The 16,596-nt window shown below is 59.1% G+C and carries 16 protein-coding genes and 1 riboswitch; of the genes, 13 read left to right on the top strand and 3 right to left on the bottom strand.

Annotation, left to right across the window (positions count from 1 at the left end; all coding sequences use genetic code 11):
* Positions 1-84 precede the first annotated feature (84 nt).
* The 5 genes from C8N31_RS05125 to C8N31_RS05105 all read left to right on the top strand — a co-directional run bounded on the left by C8N31_RS05125 (position 85) and on the right by C8N31_RS05105 (position 5,404).
* The gene (locus C8N31_RS05125; protein ID WP_025048797.1) at positions 85-1,797 is read left to right on the top strand and encodes an NAD(P)H-dependent oxidoreductase subunit E; all 1,713 of its coding nucleotides are present in this window, start codon (positions 85-87) and stop codon (positions 1,795-1,797) included.
* Between the two features lie 3 nt (positions 1,798-1,800).
* Positions 1,801-2,439 carry a lysoplasmalogenase family protein gene (locus tag C8N31_RS05120; RefSeq protein ID WP_025048798.1) on the top strand — a complete coding sequence of 213 codons (639 nt, stop codon included), beginning with the start codon at positions 1,801-1,803 and terminating at the stop codon, positions 2,437-2,439.
* A gap of 65 nt (positions 2,440-2,504) precedes the next feature.
* On the top strand, positions 2,505-3,851 hold the full coding sequence (ftsY, locus tag C8N31_RS05115; RefSeq protein ID WP_025048799.1) for a signal recognition particle-docking protein FtsY: 1,347 nt from the start codon (positions 2,505-2,507) through the stop codon (positions 3,849-3,851).
* 25 nt (positions 3,852-3,876) lie between these two features.
* The gene (locus tag C8N31_RS05110; RefSeq protein WP_025048800.1) at positions 3,877-4,779 is read left to right on the top strand and encodes a DMT family transporter; all 903 of its coding nucleotides are present in this window, start codon (positions 3,877-3,879) and stop codon (positions 4,777-4,779) included.
* Between the two features lie 13 nt (positions 4,780-4,792).
* Complete coding sequence (locus tag C8N31_RS05105) at positions 4,793-5,404, top strand: inner membrane-spanning protein YciB (protein ID WP_025048801.1); 612 nt, start codon at positions 4,793-4,795, stop codon at positions 5,402-5,404.
* A gap of 59 nt (positions 5,405-5,463) precedes the next feature.
* Here C8N31_RS05105 and C8N31_RS05100 read toward each other — a convergent pair whose 3' ends face one another.
* Complete coding sequence (locus C8N31_RS05100; protein WP_025048802.1) at positions 5,464-6,165, bottom strand: glutathione S-transferase N-terminal domain-containing protein; 702 nt, start codon at positions 6,163-6,165, stop codon at positions 5,464-5,466.
* A gap of 106 nt (positions 6,166-6,271) precedes the next feature.
* A riboswitch (SAM riboswitch) is annotated at positions 6,272-6,348 on the top strand.
* Positions 6,349-6,436: 88 nt separating this feature from the next.
* Here C8N31_RS05100 and metZ point away from each other — a divergent pair.
* The 6 genes from metZ to C8N31_RS05070 all read left to right on the top strand — a co-directional run bounded on the left by metZ (position 6,437) and on the right by C8N31_RS05070 (position 13,012).
* Positions 6,437-7,618 carry an O-succinylhomoserine sulfhydrylase gene (gene metZ, locus C8N31_RS05095; RefSeq protein WP_025048803.1) on the top strand — a complete coding sequence of 394 codons (1,182 nt, stop codon included), beginning with the start codon at positions 6,437-6,439 and terminating at the stop codon, positions 7,616-7,618.
* Positions 7,619-7,810: 192 nt separating this feature from the next.
* Positions 7,811-8,905, top strand: coding sequence for a GTP cyclohydrolase FolE2 (gene folE2, locus C8N31_RS05090; protein WP_025048804.1), 1,095 nt, complete (start codon positions 7,811-7,813; stop codon positions 8,903-8,905).
* 93 nt (positions 8,906-8,998) lie between these two features.
* The gene (locus tag C8N31_RS05085) at positions 8,999-9,454 is read left to right on the top strand and encodes a DUF2867 domain-containing protein (protein ID WP_025048805.1); all 456 of its coding nucleotides are present in this window, start codon (positions 8,999-9,001) and stop codon (positions 9,452-9,454) included.
* Between the two features lie 125 nt (positions 9,455-9,579).
* Positions 9,580-9,831 (top strand): hypothetical protein, encoded by a 252-nt coding sequence (locus tag C8N31_RS05080; protein WP_025048806.1) that lies wholly within the window; start codon positions 9,580-9,582, stop codon positions 9,829-9,831.
* 122 nt (positions 9,832-9,953) lie between these two features.
* Positions 9,954-11,402: a TrkH family potassium uptake protein gene (locus C8N31_RS05075; protein WP_025048807.1), complete on the top strand. Its 1,449-nt coding sequence runs from the start codon at positions 9,954-9,956 to the stop codon at positions 11,400-11,402.
* Between the two features lie 56 nt (positions 11,403-11,458).
* Positions 11,459-13,012 carry a 5-guanidino-2-oxopentanoate decarboxylase gene (locus C8N31_RS05070; RefSeq protein ID WP_025048808.1) on the top strand — a complete coding sequence of 518 codons (1,554 nt, stop codon included), beginning with the start codon at positions 11,459-11,461 and terminating at the stop codon, positions 13,010-13,012.
* Between the two features lie 120 nt (positions 13,013-13,132).
* On the opposite strand, the gene C8N31_RS05065 is transcribed toward C8N31_RS05070, so the two are convergent.
* Together C8N31_RS05065 and C8N31_RS20465 are read right to left on the bottom strand one after the other, a co-directional pair.
* Positions 13,133-14,905, bottom strand: coding sequence for a serine protease (locus C8N31_RS05065; RefSeq protein WP_025048809.1), 1,773 nt, complete (start codon positions 14,903-14,905; stop codon positions 13,133-13,135).
* A gap of 31 nt (positions 14,906-14,936) precedes the next feature.
* On the bottom strand, positions 14,937-15,086 hold the full coding sequence (locus C8N31_RS20465; protein WP_211313760.1) for a hypothetical protein: 150 nt from the start codon (positions 15,084-15,086) through the stop codon (positions 14,937-14,939).
* On the opposite strand from C8N31_RS20465, the gene C8N31_RS05060 reads away from it, so the two are divergent.
* A complete protein-coding gene (locus C8N31_RS05060) occupies positions 15,085-16,023 on the top strand; it encodes a glycine--tRNA ligase subunit alpha (RefSeq protein WP_025048810.1) in 939 nt (312 codons plus the stop codon). The genes C8N31_RS20465 and C8N31_RS05060 overlap by 2 nt on opposite strands.
* A gap of 27 nt (positions 16,024-16,050) precedes the next feature.
* A complete protein-coding gene (locus C8N31_RS05055) occupies positions 16,051-16,575 on the top strand; it encodes a DUF6446 family protein (protein WP_025048811.1) in 525 nt (174 codons plus the stop codon).
* The last annotated feature ends 21 nt before the right edge of the window (positions 16,576-16,596 follow it).

Below are 16,596 nucleotides of genomic sequence, written 5' to 3'. Positions count from 1 at the left end.
GCGATGGAATTGTCGCTTTTTTATCGTGCCCGCCCCTAAGGATTTGTTAGAGATGCGCCAACCAATGCACAAAAAGGGTAGATCATGGCGCTGGATGAGAACACCAAGACCGCAGGCGACGGGCCGAAAAAAGGCGTCTGGAAGTCCGGCAAAGGCAAGGGCCGCCGCCACACCAAGGGTCGCCAGCTTGAGGATCAGGCTTGGGACGAGGTGCGCGCGCTGCTTGATGGTAAAAGCCGCGATCGTGATCTGCTGATTGAGCATATGCACCTGATTCAGGATGAATATGGCCATCTGTCCGCCGCGCATATCCGCGCCTTGGCCGAAGAGATGCGCCTGTCGATGGCCGAGATTTACGAGGTCGCGACCTTTTATGCGCATTTTGATGTGGTCAAAGAAGGCGAAACACCGCCCCCCGCACTGACCATTCGGGTATGCGATTCGTTGTCTTGCGAGCTGGCTGGTGCACAGCAGTTGAAAGCGGCGCTCGAAGACGGGCTTGATCCGGCTGAGGTCCGGGTTTTGCGCGCACCTTGTATGGGCCGCTGCGACACCGCGCCGGTGCTGGAACTGGGCCACAACCATATCGACAATGCGACCCCTGAAAAGGTGCAGGCCGCCATTGCCGCGCAGGACACCCACGCCCATCTGCCCGATTATGAAACCTATGAGGCCTATGCCGCCACCGGGGGCTATGAGACCTTCAAAGACCTGCGCGACAATGGCAATTGGGAAGAGGTGCAGGAAAAGGTTCTGGCTTCCGGCCTGCGCGGTCTGGGCGGTGCGGGTTTCCCGTCGGGCAAGAAATGGGGCTTTGTCCGCGCCAATGCTGGCACCCGTTATCTGGCCGTGAATGGCGACGAAGGTGAGCCGGGCACGTTCAAGGATCGCTGGTATCTCGAACGCACACCGCATCTGTTCCTTGAGGGCATGTTGATCGCCGCATGGGCCGTCGAGGCGGAAAAAGCGTTTGTCTACATGCGCGACGAATACCCTGCGGTTCTGGAGATCCTGCGCCGGGAGATTGCAGCACTCGAAAGCGCGGGCATCGTTAAGCCGGGCTATATTGATCTGCGCCGCGGCGCAGGTGCCTATATCTGCGGCGAAGAAAGCGCGATGATTGAAAGCATCGAAGGCAAACGCGGCATGCCGCGCCACCGCCCGCCGTTTGTGGCGCAGGTCGGGATCTTTAACAAACCGACATTGGTGCACAATGTCGAAACCCTGCACTGGGTCGCGCGGATCTGCCGCGAAGGGCCTGAGGTTCTGTCGTCCACCGAAAAGAACGGCCGCAAAGGATTGCGCAGCTATTCCGTGTCGGGCCGCGTGGCCAATCCGGGCATGTATCTGCTGCCAGCAGGATCTACGATCACCGACATCATCGAGGCCTGCGGCGGCATGGCAAGCGGCCATAGCTTTAAGGCCTATCAGCCGGGCGGGCCGTCTTCGGGATTGCTGCCTGCGTCGATGAATGACATCCCCTTGGATTTCGACACGTTGCAACCACATGGATCGTTTATCGGCTCGGCTGCTGTGGTGGTTCTGTCGGATCAGGATTCGGCCAAAGCGGCGGCGCTGAACATGCTGCGGTTCTTTGAGGACGAAAGCTGCGGTCAATGTACGCCGTGCCGGGTTGGCTGCGAAAAAGCGGTGAAACTGATGCAGAAAGACAGCTGGGATCAGGGCTTGCTCGATGAGTTGAGCACAGCGATGGTTGATGCCTCCATCTGCGGATTGGGGCAGGCGGCGCCAAACCCGATCCGGTTGGTGATGAAGCATTTCCCGGACGAGATCTAAGGTTTGATCTGGGCACTGACAGGGGCGGCGGCCGCGATCTATTGGGCGCTGACGCTGTCCGAAGGCCACAGTATTTTTCGGAGCGCTGTCAAAGGCTTGTCAGTGTTTCCTCTTGCGATTGCAGCGCTCGTGGCAGGGATGCCCGCGTTGGCGATGGCGCTGGCGCTTTGCAGCCTTGGTGATGTGGTTTTATCCCGTCCGGGGGACAAGGCGTTTCTGGGTGGGTTGATCGCCTTTGCTTTGGGACATCTGGCCTGGATCGCGGTGTTTTTCATTAGGCTGAGCCCTGATCCGGCTCATCTGGCTGCGCCGCTGGCATTTGCACTGCTTCTTGGCTTGGCGGTTCTGGCGGGCGTCATGGTGCGGGTGCTGTTGCCCAACGCGGGCGATCTGCGCCTTCCGGTGGCTGTTTATATTGGCATTATCATCGCCATGGGGATCTGTGGTTTGATGACGGCAGTGCCACTCGTTGTCTCGGGCGCATTGGCTTTTGCGGCGTCCGATACCTTGCTGGGATTGCAAACCTTTGTTTTGGCGCGGGGGGACCGGGTTGAACGTTGGGCCAACGTTCTGATCTGGCCGCTATATTGGGGGGCGATCGTGCTTTTGACCCTCGGGTCGGCTGGGCAAGGGGTGTTTTAACCGGTCACCCTTCCATCCGGCGGAACTAGACTATAGATCAGGGAAAACCTGCGCGGAGATTTCCCTTGGCATTTTTCAAAAAGCTCAAAGACAAGCTCTTTAAATCCTCGTCCAAGATTGATGAAGGGCTGGAGGCGATTGTCAGTGATGGCGGCGCGGAAGAGGTGGCTGTTGACGAGGTGATGCAAGAGGCCCCAGCGGCAGCGGCAGAGATTCTGCCTGAGGCCCTCGACCCGGAGCCTGCACCAGCGGAGCCGGTTGCAGAGGTGGCAGAGCCAATGCCGGAACCCGCGCCTGCACCGGTTACACCCGATCCAGAACCAATAGAAGCGCTGGCCATAGAGGAAGAGATCGCCGAGACCCTTCCAGAGCCAGAGCCAGAGCCAGAGCCAGAGCCAGAGCCAGAGCCAGAGCCAGAGCCAGAAGTTGCGCCGGTACCAGAGCGGATCAAAGCCGAACCGCTGCGCACCACCATGACCTCCGTCGCGCCCGATCTGGAAGAGGCAATGCCGACAGAGGCCGCCAAGCCGGGTCTCTTGGGCCGCCTCATGGGCCGCGCCGCGCCCAAAACCGTGGTGCGCCGGACATTGGACGACGACATGCTGGAGCAGCTTGAGGAGCTGCTGATCACCGCCGATATGGGCGTGGAAACCGCGATGCGGGTGACCGCAAATATGGCCGAGGGGCGGTTTGGCAAAAAGCTGTCGGTTGGCGAGATCAAGCAATTGATGGCCGATGAAATCGCCCGGATCATGGACCCTGTCGCGCGGCCCTTGCCGCTTTATGCCAAGACCCCGCAGGTGGTGCTTGTTGTTGGTGTGAACGGATCGGGCAAGACCACGACTATCGGTAAATTGGCTAGCCAGTTCAAAGCGGCGGGCAAGAAGGTGGTGATCGCGGCGGGTGATACATTCCGCGCCGCTGCGGTGGAACAATTGCAGGTCTGGGGCGACCGTGCGGGCGTGCCTGTTCTGACGGCGGCGCAGGGCACCGACCCGGCCAGTCTGGCCTTTGACGCAATGAGCAAAGCGCAGGAAGACGGCGCTGATTTGCTGATGATCGACACCGCGGGACGATTGCAAAACCGCGGTGATCTGATGGAAGAGCTGGCCAAGATCGTGCGCGTGATCCGCAAGAAAGATGAAACCGCGCCGCACAACACCCTGTTGGTTCTGGATGCGACCACCGGGCAAAATGCGGTCAATCAGGTGAAGGTTTTTCAGGACATTTCCGATGTGTCCGGTCTGGTCATGACCAAGCTGGACGGCACGGCAAAGGGTGGCGTTCTCGTGGCGCTGGCCGATCAGTTTGGTCTGCCGATCCACGCGATTGGTGTGGGCGAACAGATTGATGATCTGTCACCCTTTGACCCGCAGGAATTTGCAGATGCCCTTGTCGGTTATGAACGGTGAAGTGTAGACCCGGCCTTGCCCGTCCATGACCGAGTGGTTGATCTCTATCGAAGGGACGGCAACGGGCCATACTGTGGCCCTGTGGCTGGCGATCATGGCGGCGTTTTTGCATGCGGTTTTCGGGGCGCTGCAAAAGGGGCGGCATGATCCCTGGCTGACACGCGGGGCGATTGACTTTGCCTATTGTGTGATGGCCGCGCCATTTGCGCTTTTTGTGGTGCCTTGGCCAGAGCCGCATATGTGGATCATCTTCCTTGGCGCGTTCCTTATTCACATCGTTTACAAGATGTTGCAGGCTTGGGCCTATACCAAGGGCGCCTATACCGTGGTCTATCCGGTGGTGCGCGGGACGGGGCCGCTTTTTGCGGTGATCGGGGCTTACTTGATCTTCGAGGAAAGCTTTACCCTGCTGCAATGGATGGGCGTTGCGGTTTTGCTTGCGGGGATCTTTGGGTTGGCGATCTACAACATGATCTTTCTCACGGCAGAGCGGGACACGCTGAATGCCGCGCTTGCGATTGCGGTGCTGACCGGGCTTTTTGTGGCGCTTTACACCACTTATGACGCTTACGGCATTCGCGCGACGGCGGATCCTTTCACCTTTCTGGCGTGGTTTTTCATGATTGACGGGCTGGTGATGCCCTTCATCGCTGCGCGGCGCTGGTGGACCATGGAAGATGCACCGGCGCTTGGCCCCTTGATGGGGCGCGGCGTGATTGGCGGGTTGGTCGCTTTCATGAGCTTTGGCGCAATCATGATGGCCACCCGACTGGATAAAGTGGGCGAGGCCGCGGTGCTGCGCGAAACCTCGACGGTGTTTGCCGCGATCATCGGCTGGGTGTTCTTGAAAGAGACCGTTGGCCCGCGCCGCGTGGCGCTGATGGCCTTGATTGCGGCGGGGGCCGTGATAGTTGAGATGGGCGGATAAGCAGGAGCAGACGATGGCGCAGGAACGGCAGATCAACCCTATGGTCAAGATGGCGCTCGAATACGGGCCGATCATCCTGTTTTTTGTCGCCTATCTGCGGCTAAAGGACCGTGTGTTCACCATCGGCGGCACCGAATATGACGGATTTATTGTTGTGACAGCGGCGTTTATCCCGATCCTTGTGGCGGCGACCGGAGCAATCTGGGCGCTGACGGGTAAAATCAACCGGATGCAGATTGCCACGGTTGTTTTGGTTGTGGTGTTTGGCGGGCTGTCGGTCTGGCTGAATGACGACCGGTTCTTCAAGATGAAGCCAACGATGATTTACGCCTTGTTTGGCGGTTTGTTGGCCTTTGGATTGCTGCGCGGGCGGTCTTATCTCAAATATGTGATGGAAGAGATGATGCCGTTGGAGGATGCGGGCTGGATGCTGCTGACCAAACGGTTGATGCTGTTCTTCTTCGGCATGGCCATCGCCAATGAACTGATCTGGCGGATGTTCAGCACGGAGATCTGGGTCTATTTCAAAACCTTCGGGCTGACGGCGGCGATCTTTGCATTTTTCATGACGCAAGGCTCCTTGTTCCAAACCTATGGGATCGAAAAGGACGACAGCGGGGCGTAGCGGACTTTTTGAAAAAGTCCGTTCGGAAATTTTGAAAATTTCCGCGCCCGCCGCAAGTTTCAGCGCTTAAACAATTGATCCTGTGCGCCTTTGTCCTTGGCGATGTCGCCCCGTTTCTCTGCAAATAATGCGCGGCCAGCCTGCACTCCCGGTCGCGCTGCCATCTGGTCCAGCCAACGGGCCATATGCGGTTTGTCGTCCAGCGTCTGTTGCTGACCCTCCCAAAGTGAGGCCCATCCCCAGATGGAAAAATCCGCAATCGAGACAAAATCACCCGCGACAAACTCATGCTGCGCCAACTGCCGGTCCAGCACACCGTAAAGCCGCGCCACCTCGTTGCGGTATCTGTCCTTAGCATAGGGCAGGTCGTTGGGCGGCTCCATATTGGGGGCGTATTTCAGGAAATGATGCGCTTGTCCGGCCATCGGGCCCAGCCCGCCCATTTGCCACATTAGCCATTGATCCACCGCAATGCGTTCGCGTTCGGTGGTGCCGCAGAACTGGCCGGTCTTGCGGGCGAGGTATTGCAGGATTGCGCCGCTTTCAAAGATCGAAATGGGCGCGCCTTCCGGGCCATCAGAGTCCACAATCGCTGGCATGCGGTTGTTGGGGGAGATCTGCAAAAACTCTGGCGCAAACTGATCGCCTGCGCCGATGTTGATCAGGTGGGTGTCATAGGGCAGGCCCATCTCTTCGAGGGCGATGGAGACTTTCCAACCGTTGGGCGTGGGCCAGAAATAGAGGTCGATGGGGGCTGTCATGGGGCGCTCCTGCTAAATTTGGGGCAAACTTGGCGTGTTGACCGCGAAATGCAAGGGGAAGGCGGCGCAGATCACGCACCATTGACGCATGCCGCCATCAGGCGTAAAGCGATCCCGTGGTGATTTGTAACCGGATTGCGGGCCACGTTAAACAATCTGCTAAAAGGTCAGGATGAAAGCCCTCTTTCGCTTGACCGCGTTGGGGGCATTTTTGTCTCTTTCGCCGCCGGGTCAATTTATGCCTGCAGCGCAGGCGCGAAAGGAAAAGACGATGAGCAACGATTGGCATCCGCGCACCAAAGCCATTCACGCCGGCACCCGCCGTAGCCAATATGGCGAGGTCAGCGAAGCGATATTCCTCACCCAAGGGTTTGTCTACGAGACCGCCGAACACGCCGAAGCACGTTTCTTGGAAAGCGGCCCGGACGAATTTATCTATGCCCGTTATGGCAACCCAACCGTGGCCATGTTCGAAGACCGCATTGCAGCGCTCGAAGGGGCGGAGGATGCTTTTGCCACCGCATCCGGTATGGCGGCGGTCAGTGGCGCGTTGACTGCGATGCTCAAGGCCGGGGATCACGTTGTCTCGGCGCGGGCGCTGTTTGGTTCGTGCCTCTATGTTCTCGAAGACGTGCTGGCGCGGTTCGGGGTTGAGGTCACCTTGGTGGACGGCACCGATCTGGCGGCATGGGAGGCGGCGATCCGCCCGGATACCAAAGCGGTGTTTTTTGAATCGGTGTCCAATCCGACGCTGCAACTGGTGGATATCAAATCGGTGTCCGAACTGGCCCATGCGCAGGGGGCGCTGGTGGTGGTCGATAATGTTTTTGCCACACCGGAGTTTTCCAAGGCCATCGCGCAGGGCGCGGATGTGGTGATCTATTCGGCGACCAAGCACATTGACGGGCAGGGCCGCGCCTTGGGCGGCGTGATCCTTGGCACCCGCGAATTTATCCGCGGCACGGTTGAGCCTTACATGAAACACACCGGCGGCTCCATGAGCCCGTTTACCGCCTGGGTGATGCTCAAGGGTTTGGAAACCATGAGCCTGCGTGTGCGGGCGCAAGCTGCCTCCGCTCAGACCATTGCGGAGGCATTGCAGGGCCATGAGGCGTTGGAGACTGTGATCTATCCCGGCTTGGCGGATCATCCGCAGAATGCACTCGCGTTGTCGCAAATGGGGGCAGGCGGCACAGTGCTGACGCTGGTCCTCGAGGGCGGCAAGGACGCGGCGTTCAAGTTTCTCAATGCAATTCAGGTCGGGGTGATCTCCAACAATCTGGGCGATGCCAAAACCATTCTGACCCATCCGGCCACCACCACCCATCAGCGGTTGCCGCAGGATCAGAAAGAGCTGTTGGGAATCGCACCGGGGCTGGTGCGGATGTCCATCGGGCTGGAAGATCCGCAGGATCTGATCGCCGATATCCGTCAGGCGCTCACTGATTTGTGATGCACGCGGCACGGTTTGACCTGCAAACCGTGCCATTCCTTGCCTTTTTTGGCGCTGGATGTTGGTTTTGGCCTCTCAAAGGACGCAAATAGTGTGATCCAAGCCCCGACTTGCACCGTATGTGTTATGATAATTGGTAATTGGCGCCGCGCAGCATAAGTATGAGGCAGGCACCAAAAGGGGGAGACCGCCATGAATGCCATCACATCCGTCGAAAAAGGGCCAGATCGGTCCGATGCTGAACAGGCACTTGCCACGCTCAAGGCCTGGGCCGCAGGGGCCAGCGCGACCGAGATTGATGCGCTTGATCCGCAAGTGGTGCGGCTGTTGCAAGGCAAAGGTGACTATCCCAAGTTCAACCGCGACTACCCGCAGGATTTTAAGGTGGATGCCGCTTACAAGGCCGGATTGCCGGACTTGCAAAACGGCCCGTCCAGCCTGATCCGTGGGGCCAAGCAACAGATCCAACATGTCGGCATTTCCAACTTTCGCCTGCCGATCCGGTTTCATACCCGCAACAATGGCGATCTGACGCTTGAAACCTCGATCACAGGATCTGTCAGCCTTGAGGCCGACAAAAAGGGCATCAACATGTCCCGGATCATGCGCAGCTTTTACAAGCATGCCGAACGCACGTTCAGCTTTCATGTGATTGAAGCGGCGCTGGATGATTACAAATCCGATCTGGAAAGCTTTGATGCGCGGATCCAGATGCGGTTTTCCTTCCCGATGAAAATCGAAAGCCTGCGCTCTGGCCTCTCGGGTTATCAGTATTACGACATCGCGCTGGAGCTGGTGGAGAAAGACGGCGTGCGTCAAAAGATCATCCATCTGGACTACGTTTATTCCAGCACATGCCCCTGTTCACTGGAGCTGAGCGAACATGCACGTGCGACGCGCAATCAATTGGCCACTCCGCACTCGCAGCGATCCGTGGCGCGCATTTCAGCCGTGCTTGAGGGCGACAACAGCTGTTTGTGGTTCGAAGACCTGATCGAGGCGTGCCGCCGCGCGGTGCCGACCGAGACACAAGTGATGGTCAAGCGTGAGGATGAACAGGCCTTTGCTGAGTTGAACGCGGCCAATCCGATCTTTGTTGAAGATGCAGCGCGGCTGTTTTGCCAGCAATTGCAGGAAGACCCGCGCGTCGGAGATTTCCGTGTGATTGCCAGCCATCAAGAAAGCCTGCACAGCCATGATGCGATCAGCGTTCTGACCGAGGGGCCGACCTTTGAGATGCAAAGCATCGACCCCAAGCTGTTCAACACGCTGTTTCACGTCGGTTAACGGGCAGGGCGGGGGCGTACTGCGCCTCTATGCCGCACTGCAGCGCAGGCCGGGCGCGGCTAGGCTGACCTTAATCAGCCAAGGAGCGCCGACATGACACGGGTCCGCAAGATTGATCTTCCCATTCACAGCCAGCTTTGGTCGCGGGTCGGGCCGCGTGATTTTGTTGATTGTTATACAGTTGCGGCGGATATGCCGCCGCGCCGCGCCGCCGAGATCATCACCAGCTTTCCCGGTTGGGCGCAATTTCTGTTGATGATCCGTCGCTGGGTGACCACCCCCTTTGGTTTGTCCAACGATGGGCCGGAAGGCAAAGATAAGGTTGGCATTTTCCCGGTTGAGATCGATACCGAAGGCGAGCTGATTGCAGGGTTCAACGACCGCCACCTTGATTTTCGAGTGTCGGTTTTGCGGCAGGGCGGGCAGGTGTCATTGGCCACCTGGGTGCATCCCCACAACATCGGCGGTCAGCTTTATCTGCGGATGATCCTGCCGTTTCACATCATGATCGCCCGTGACGCCTTGGCCCGCGTTAACGCTGCGGATTGATCTTTCTGGCGCGCCGCTGCCCTGTGCGGGGCGGGCGGCGGCTATGCAGTATTGTCGGTACTGCCCGGTGATGTCGGCCCCTATGTAGTGGTCAAGACAACCCAATCATTTGCTGAGATAAAACAATGGCATATAACGACATCGCATCCCCCGCCGAAGTACTGGGCCGGGAAATCACCATGACCCGCAATCTGCTGGACGCAATTGCCAATAGCTTTTTCAAGTTTGGCCGCGCGATCATGACCAATTCCGCCGGCCAACGGCGGATCGACCGTGTGGAACGGCTGCGGGCAAAATCGGACGCCGAACTGGCGGAATTGAACATCAAACGCGACGACATCGTGCATTACGTGTTCAAAGACATCTACTACGTCTGAGCGGCACCACCGCCCAACACTCATTTGGCCCTGCCTGACGTCGCGTTTTCGCGGCTGGGCGGGGCCTTTTTGTTTGGCCCGGGCGGCTTGACACTGGCCCGCCCCCGCGCCAACGCTGCGGCATGATGGATCTGCGCCCTGTTGGATATGTTGTTGGACTGCTGGTGGCGGTGCTGGGGCTTTTCATGCTCTTGCCGATGCTGGTCGATCTGGCCGAAGGGCGCGGCCATGCCATCGTTTTTGTCGAGACCTTTTTGATCACCACGCTGGGCGGCGGCATGATTGCGCTGGCCTGTTCCAATGGCGTGCGCGAAGGGCTGACAATCCAGCAGACGTTTTTGCTGACCACGGGTGTCTGGCTGATGCTGCCGCTGTTTGGTGCATTGCCGTTTATTCTGGGCGAGACGAACTCAAGCGTCACGGACGCGGTGTTTGAGGCAATGTCTGGGCTGACCACGACAGGGTCCACGGTTTTGTCGGGGTTGGATACATTGCCCAAGGGGCTGCTGCTCTGGCGCGGTATTCTGCAATGGCTGGGCGGCATCGGTATCATCGTTGTGGCGATGGTGTTCCTGCCAGAGCTGAAGGTCGGCGGCATGCAGATCTTCCGCTCCGAAGGGTTTGATACCTTTGGTAAAATTCTGCCCCGTGCCGGTGAAATCGCCACCCAGATCGCGGTGATCTATCTGTGGCTGACCATGGGCTGTATCCTGAGCTATCTGGCGCTGGGGATGAATGCCTTTGACGCGACTGTACATGCGCTGACCACGATCTCGACGGGCGGATTTTCCAACTATGACGCTTCGTTCGGCGCTTTTTCGGGGCCGATGGAATATGTCGCCACGGTGTTTATGATCCTCGCGGCACTGCCCTTTGTGCGCTATGTCCAATTGATCAACGGCAACCCATTGGCGCTGCACCGTGACCCGCAGGTGCGCGGATTTCTGGTCACGATCCTGATCCTTGTCGCGGTGATCGTGATCTCGTTGCAGCAGACCTTTTCTTTTGGCTGGGAGCGCAGTTTTCGCGAGGCGCTGTTCAATATCACCTCGATCATCTCTGGCACCGGCTATGCCTCTGTCGATTACATGCAGTGGGGTCCGTTTGCGGTGGCGCTGTTCTTTTTCATCGGGCTGATCGGCGGCTGTGCGGGGTCAACCGCCTGTTCGATCAAGATTTTCCGCTATCAGCTGCTGTTTGCCTCGATCCGCGCCCAATTGCGACGCATTCGGTCGCCGCATGGCATTTTCACCCCCCGCTATGACGGCAGACCTGTGGGGCAGGACGTTCTGAGCTCGGTGATGTCGTTCTTTATGTTCTTCGTGGTGACGATGGGATTGGTGGCTGTGGCGCTGAGCATGACGGGACTGGATTTTGTGACCTCGGTCTCCGGTGCGGCCGCGGCGCTGGCCAATATTGGTCCGGGGCTGGGCGATATCATTGGCCCGTCGGGCAATTTCGGCAGCCTCAATGACACTGCAAAATGGATCCTGACAGCCGCGATGCTGATCGGGCGTCTCGAACTGATGGCGGTCTACGTCATTCTTACCGTTAAATTCTGGAGGGCCTGATGGCTGATCAAACCGGCGCGATGCGCACCCGTCCTTTGGGTGCGCAAATCTCTCACATGCTCAAGGATCGCGGGGTCGATGTGATCTTTGGCATTCCGGGGGTGCACAATCAGGAAATGTACCGCGGCATTGAGGAAGCAGGCATCACCCATGTGCTGGCCCGTCACGAACAGGGTGCAGGGTTCATGGCGGATGGCTATGCCCGCGCGACCGGTCGGCCGGGGGTGGCCTATGTGATCACTGGGCCGGGGGTGTGCAACATCATGACGCCGATGGGACAGGCCTATTCGGACAGTGTTTCGGTGTTGGTGTTGTCATCTTGCTTGGACGAAACAGCGGCGCGGCGCGGGCAATTGCACCAGATGAAGGATCAAGAGATCGCCGCTGGCACAGTGTGCGATTGGTCCGAAACGGCCCTGTCGGCGAACGCGGCCTATGCGCTGATTGATCGTGCCTTGGTCGAGTTTGAAACCAAACGCCCACGCTCCAAGCATATTCAGGTGCCGATTGCCCAGCTGGAGGCGCAGGCGCCCGCAGCGGATTTGGTGCAGACATCAAAGCGGCAAAGACCCGCGCCCCACGCCGATGACGTGGCCGAGGTGGCGGCGATGCTGGCGGCGGCCAAAAAGCCGATGATCGTGTTTGGCGGCGGGGCGGCGCAGGCCTCCGAAGCCGCGCGAGAGGTCTTGCGCAAAAGCGGTGCGGCCTCCGCAACCAGCTATGCCGGGCGCGGGATCGTCGGGCCTGATGCGCCTTTGCATTTCGGGGCCTGTCTGGCACGGGCTGACAGCGCTGCGGTGATGGCCGAGGCTGATCTGGTGCTGGCTGTCGGCACCGAACTGGTGGAGGTCGATCTGTGGCGCGCTCATTTGGGCCATTCCGCACCAATGATCCGCGTTGATCTGGACCCTGAAGTGCTGTGCGATCCGCAAGGCGCCAGCTTTGCCATTCATGCAGATGCGAACGCGTTTTTGTCTGCCTTGTCCGCCGCGTTGCCAGCAGACGCCGAGAGCAGCGACTGGACGGCCGAACAGGTCGCCGCAGCCCGCGCCCGGTGGCGGGCCGAAACCGATGCGGAGCGTCCGGGCATTGTACCGATTTGTGATGCGCTACGGGCGGCGGTGCCAGACGATACGATGATCTATTCGGACATGACCCAGTTTGCCTATGTCGCCAAAGAGGTCTGGGATATGGACCGCCCCGGCCATTGGCACCATCCCTATGGCTTTGGCACCTTGGGCTATGCCACGCCAGCTGCGATTGGCGGCGCGGTGGCGCGGCGCGGGCAACCGACGATGGCGATCATTGGCGATTATGGGTTTCATTACACGATGCAGGAACTGGGCGTCGCTGTAGAGCTGGGCCTCAGCCTGCCGATCATCCTGTGGGACAATGGCAAGCTGAAAGAGATCGAAGACAGCATGGTCGGCGCACAGATCGCGCCCAATGCGGTGATTGCCCAGAATCCCGATTTTGTGAAACTGGCCGAAGCCTTTGGGGCGCGGGCCGTTGCGCCGGGGTCACTGGACGAGATGCAAAGCGCGGTGTCGGCGGCTTTTGATGCCAATGGGCCGACGTTGATCTATCTCACACCGGCACTGACCGCTTAACCGGATCTTATTGTAAAAAGAACGCCCCGGAGTTTTTGGAAACTCCGGGGCGTTGCGTTGTTCTTTTGCAGTGTCAGCCGTTCTTTCCGGAGCCTTCAAAGCTCCGCAGGGTACCAGACCTTATTCCCAGCAGCTGACCAAAACTGTCATGCCCTGCGCCGCGATCCGCAGATCGCGCGGTGCAACGGACCCGGTGTCGTCCGCTTGTGTCAGGCTCAAACCGGACTGCTGTACCAGTTCGGCAATCGTGGCCCCCTCAATGGCAAAGCTGACGTTTTCCGGCAATTGCTGACCGTCCTGCGCGTTGGGCAAGAGCATGCCCAGAACGTTGCCGCTGACGTCAAAGACCGGTCCGCCAGCATCTCCGGGCTGCGCGGCCAGCGCCAGTCGGTTCAGGTTTTCCTCACCGCGCAGGCCTTTGAGATCAGCCAAGGTGCCAAAGGTCAATGTGGCCGCGCTGAGCACGCCTTCGTAGGAGTATCCCGCGACAGAGATCTCCGATTGCAAGCGGGGCGGGGTGTTGCCAAACCGTGCCACGGCCATCGGCGACAGGCGGTCGCGCGGTTTCAAAAGCGCCACGCCGCTGACGCTGTCGTCGGCCAACACGTCCACCTCGGTGTCGCCATCAAGCGTTACGCGTGTGCAGGCCTGAACCGCCTCGGATGTGGTTGCTACGGTGCCTTGCCCGTCAATAAAGAACCCCGAGCGCGAGATTTTTGGCTGGCGGATCTTCAGCCCGGCAACCAGATCAATCGCCTGCGTGTCGCTGCCGCCCGCTGCGGGATCAAGAGTGCCGTCCAGCCGTGTCAGGCTTTTCGACATCTCTGCCACAACACGGCGGCGGCGGTCCTCATCCCCGGCGGGCCAGATCAGGGTGAAGCCTTTGATCTGGCCGTTTTGCAAAGACACCTGCGTCTGGCTGATGATGCTGCCGTTTTCGCCGATCAGTTCAAACGAATTGTTCTTGCGGGCGCGCGGGCCATCCAGCGGCACAATCTCAAGGGTTTGCATAATGTCGTAAAGCCCAAAGAGCGTGTTTTGATCGCCGGCCTGCGAGATCAGCAAGACACTGGCACCGATGTTGCCCGTGCTGTCGTAATGGGCAAACGGCGGCTCATAGCGTGCAAAGGTAACCTCGGCAGTGGGCATCATGATCTCGATGCCTGCTGTTTCGTCACGGACCATTTGCAGGCCCAGACCGTCCAGAACCGCGTTGTATTGCCCGATCAGCGCCGCCCGCTGGCGGGAGGTCAGAACGCCGGTGACGTCATAGCCGTTTGCCTCTTGCCACGCGGCCATCGAATTGCGTGTGCCGCGCCCGAAGGCGCCATCAATCGCGGCGTTGTAATAGCCTGCCCATTGCAAGGCGATCTGCAAATCCTTGCGTTCATCGCGGTTCAAAAGCTGTTCACTCCGGCGCGCCTCGCGCGGGGTCTCATCAGGCTCTTCTGCAATAACCACGGGCGCTTCTTCCTGTACCGCCGTTTCCTCGGTTGGTGTTTCGGTCGGGGTCTGCGGGGCAGGGGCGCCAACACTGGCGGGGGCCTCAACAACACCGCGGTTCAGCACATTTGCGCCAATCGGCCAAAACTGTTGGCGGAACCGGCTGGAGAGCTGGATGAAGCTGTCACGCGCCACCAACCCTTGCCGCACATAGGTCCGCCGGACCAGTTCTGCATCGGCGCGGCGATAGGGACCAACGGCAATGCCGTACCAGCCACCGCCAAGGGCAAAGCCGTTTACATCCTCAAACTGTGCGCTGAAATCGCGGGCACGTTCGGTTGCGGCCGCCAAGCTTGGATGCGCCTCGATTTGCACCCAGACGACATCGTCATCAGACTGTGATTGTGCCATGGCAGGCACGGCCAGAAATACGGCCAGAAGGGTTGTCATAAGGACGTTCAAAATGCGCAACATCGTCAACTCAGCTCTCGTTCACCAAAATTCGCCGCAGATAAGCAGGAAATCCGCCAAAATGCCATGGGAAAGCACGTTGAAAATGTGTCATTGCTGCAATTGACCCTGCGCGGCTGCGCTCGTAGGTAAGTCGCGCAAGTTCAAAGGGGATCTCCATGTCCGAAAAGCCGCAAACACCCCGGTCGTTTCAAGCGATCATTCTGGCGCTCCAAAACTATTGGGCGCAGCACGGATGCGCGATTCTGCAACCCTATGACATGGAAGTTGGCGCCGGTACGTTCCATCCGGCCACCACATTGCGCAGCCTCGGCAGCCAGCCATGGGCCGCCGCCTATGTGCAGCCCTCGCGCCGCCCGACCGATGGCCGCTACGGGGAAAACCCGAACCGCTTGCAGCATTACTACCAGTATCAGGTGCTGATCAAACCCAGCCCGCCGAACCTGCAAGAGCTCTATCTTGGCTCGCTAGAGGCGATTGGTATCAACATGGACCTGCACGACATCCGCTTTGTTGAGGATGACTGGGAAAGCCCGACCTTGGGCGCCTGGGGTCTGGGTTGGGAGGTCTGGTGTGACGGCATGGAAGTCAGCCAGTTCACCTATTTCCAGCAGGTCGGCGGCCATGATTGCGCGCCGGTCTCGGGTGAGTTGACCTACGGGTTGGAACGTCTGGCGATGTATGTGCTGGGCGTGGATCATGTGATGGACATGCCCTTCAACGATCCAGATGCGCTAATCCCGCTGACCTACCGGGATGTGTTCAAACAGACCGAAGAAGAATACGCCCGCTGGAACTTTGACACCGCCAACACCGAAGTGTTGCTGCGCCAGTTCGAAGAGGCCGAGGCCCATTGCAAGGTGATCCTTGAGCAACCCGCGACCGATCCAAAGACCGGCAAGCGCATCATCATGGCGCATCCGGCCTATGACCAATGCATCAAGGCCAGCCATATGTTCAACCTGCTGGATGCACGCGGCGTTATTTCTGTCACCGAACGGCAGGCCTATATCGGACGAGTGCGGGCATTGTCCAAGATGTGTGCGGATGCCTTTGTGCAGACCCGCGCCGGTGGCTGGTCCGAGGATGCCGCGTAATCGCGTGGCCAGATTGAGGGCAGGGATATGAACGGCAAGATCGTGGGAATCGTCATTATGGTGTCGGCGCTGATTGCGGGCCTTGGCCTTTATTACCTGCAAATCTACGGGTTTTACCGCGAGGTGCCTGCGGCGGATGTCACCTTGGTCTCGCTGGGCACGCAAGAGCCGGAGACCATTGCAGCAGACGGGATGCAGGCCATTGATGCAGATAGCTCTCCCATTCGGTTCCGCGCCTGTTTTACCACCGATCTCAGCCTGCCATTGCTGACCGAGACCTATGTGCTGGTCGACAGTGCCACACCGCGCAATGCGCCGGGATGGTTTGATTGTTTTGACGCCGAAGCCTTGGGCATTGAAATCGAGACCGGCACCGCGCTGACCTTTCTGGGGCAAAAGAACATCGCTTACGGCGTCGACCGGATTGTCGCGATCACGGATGACGGGCGCGGCTATGTCTGGCATGAGCTGAACGATTGCGGCGAAAAGGCATATGACGGCACGGTTGTCGGCGAAGAATGCCCGCCGCTTCCGTCAAGCCTCTCGGACTAATCCTAGCTCAAAGCGGAACCA

Source organism: Sulfitobacter mediterraneus (genome assembly GCF_003054325.1).
Lineage (GTDB): Bacteria > Pseudomonadota > Alphaproteobacteria > Rhodobacterales > Rhodobacteraceae > Sulfitobacter > Sulfitobacter mediterraneus.
Note: the sequence above shows the minus strand (reverse complement) of the source record. Positions and strands in the feature narration are given on the sequence as shown.

Coding starts and splice junctions, on each gene's coding strand:
- C8N31_RS05125 (WP_025048797.1), top strand. CDS start 85: ATGGCGCTGGATGAGAACACCAAGACCGCAGGCGACGGGCCGAAAAAA.
- C8N31_RS05110 (WP_025048800.1), top strand. CDS start 3,877: ATGACCGAGTGGTTGATCTCTATCGAAGGGACGGCAACGGGCCATACT.
- C8N31_RS05105 (WP_025048801.1), top strand. CDS start 4,793: ATGGCGCAGGAACGGCAGATCAACCCTATGGTCAAGATGGCGCTCGAA.
- C8N31_RS05100 (WP_025048802.1), bottom strand. CDS start 6,165: ATGACAGCCCCCATCGACCTCTATTTCTGGCCCACGCCCAACGGTTGG.
- metZ (WP_025048803.1), top strand. CDS start 6,437: ATGAGCAACGATTGGCATCCGCGCACCAAAGCCATTCACGCCGGCACC.
- folE2 (WP_025048804.1), top strand. CDS start 7,811: ATGAATGCCATCACATCCGTCGAAAAAGGGCCAGATCGGTCCGATGCT.
- C8N31_RS05085 (WP_025048805.1), top strand. CDS start 8,999: ATGACACGGGTCCGCAAGATTGATCTTCCCATTCACAGCCAGCTTTGG.
- C8N31_RS05080 (WP_025048806.1), top strand. CDS start 9,580: ATGGCATATAACGACATCGCATCCCCCGCCGAAGTACTGGGCCGGGAA.
- C8N31_RS05075 (WP_025048807.1), top strand. CDS start 9,954: ATGATGGATCTGCGCCCTGTTGGATATGTTGTTGGACTGCTGGTGGCG.
- C8N31_RS05070 (WP_025048808.1), top strand. CDS start 11,459: ATGCTCAAGGATCGCGGGGTCGATGTGATCTTTGGCATTCCGGGGGTG.
- C8N31_RS05065 (WP_025048809.1), bottom strand. CDS start 14,905: ATGACAACCCTTCTGGCCGTATTTCTGGCCGTGCCTGCCATGGCACAA.
- C8N31_RS05060 (WP_025048810.1), top strand. CDS start 15,085: ATGTCCGAAAAGCCGCAAACACCCCGGTCGTTTCAAGCGATCATTCTG.
- C8N31_RS20465 (WP_211313760.1), bottom strand. CDS start 15,086: ATGGAGATCCCCTTTGAACTTGCGCGACTTACCTACGAGCGCAGCCGC.
- C8N31_RS05055 (WP_025048811.1), top strand. CDS start 16,051: ATGAACGGCAAGATCGTGGGAATCGTCATTATGGTGTCGGCGCTGATT.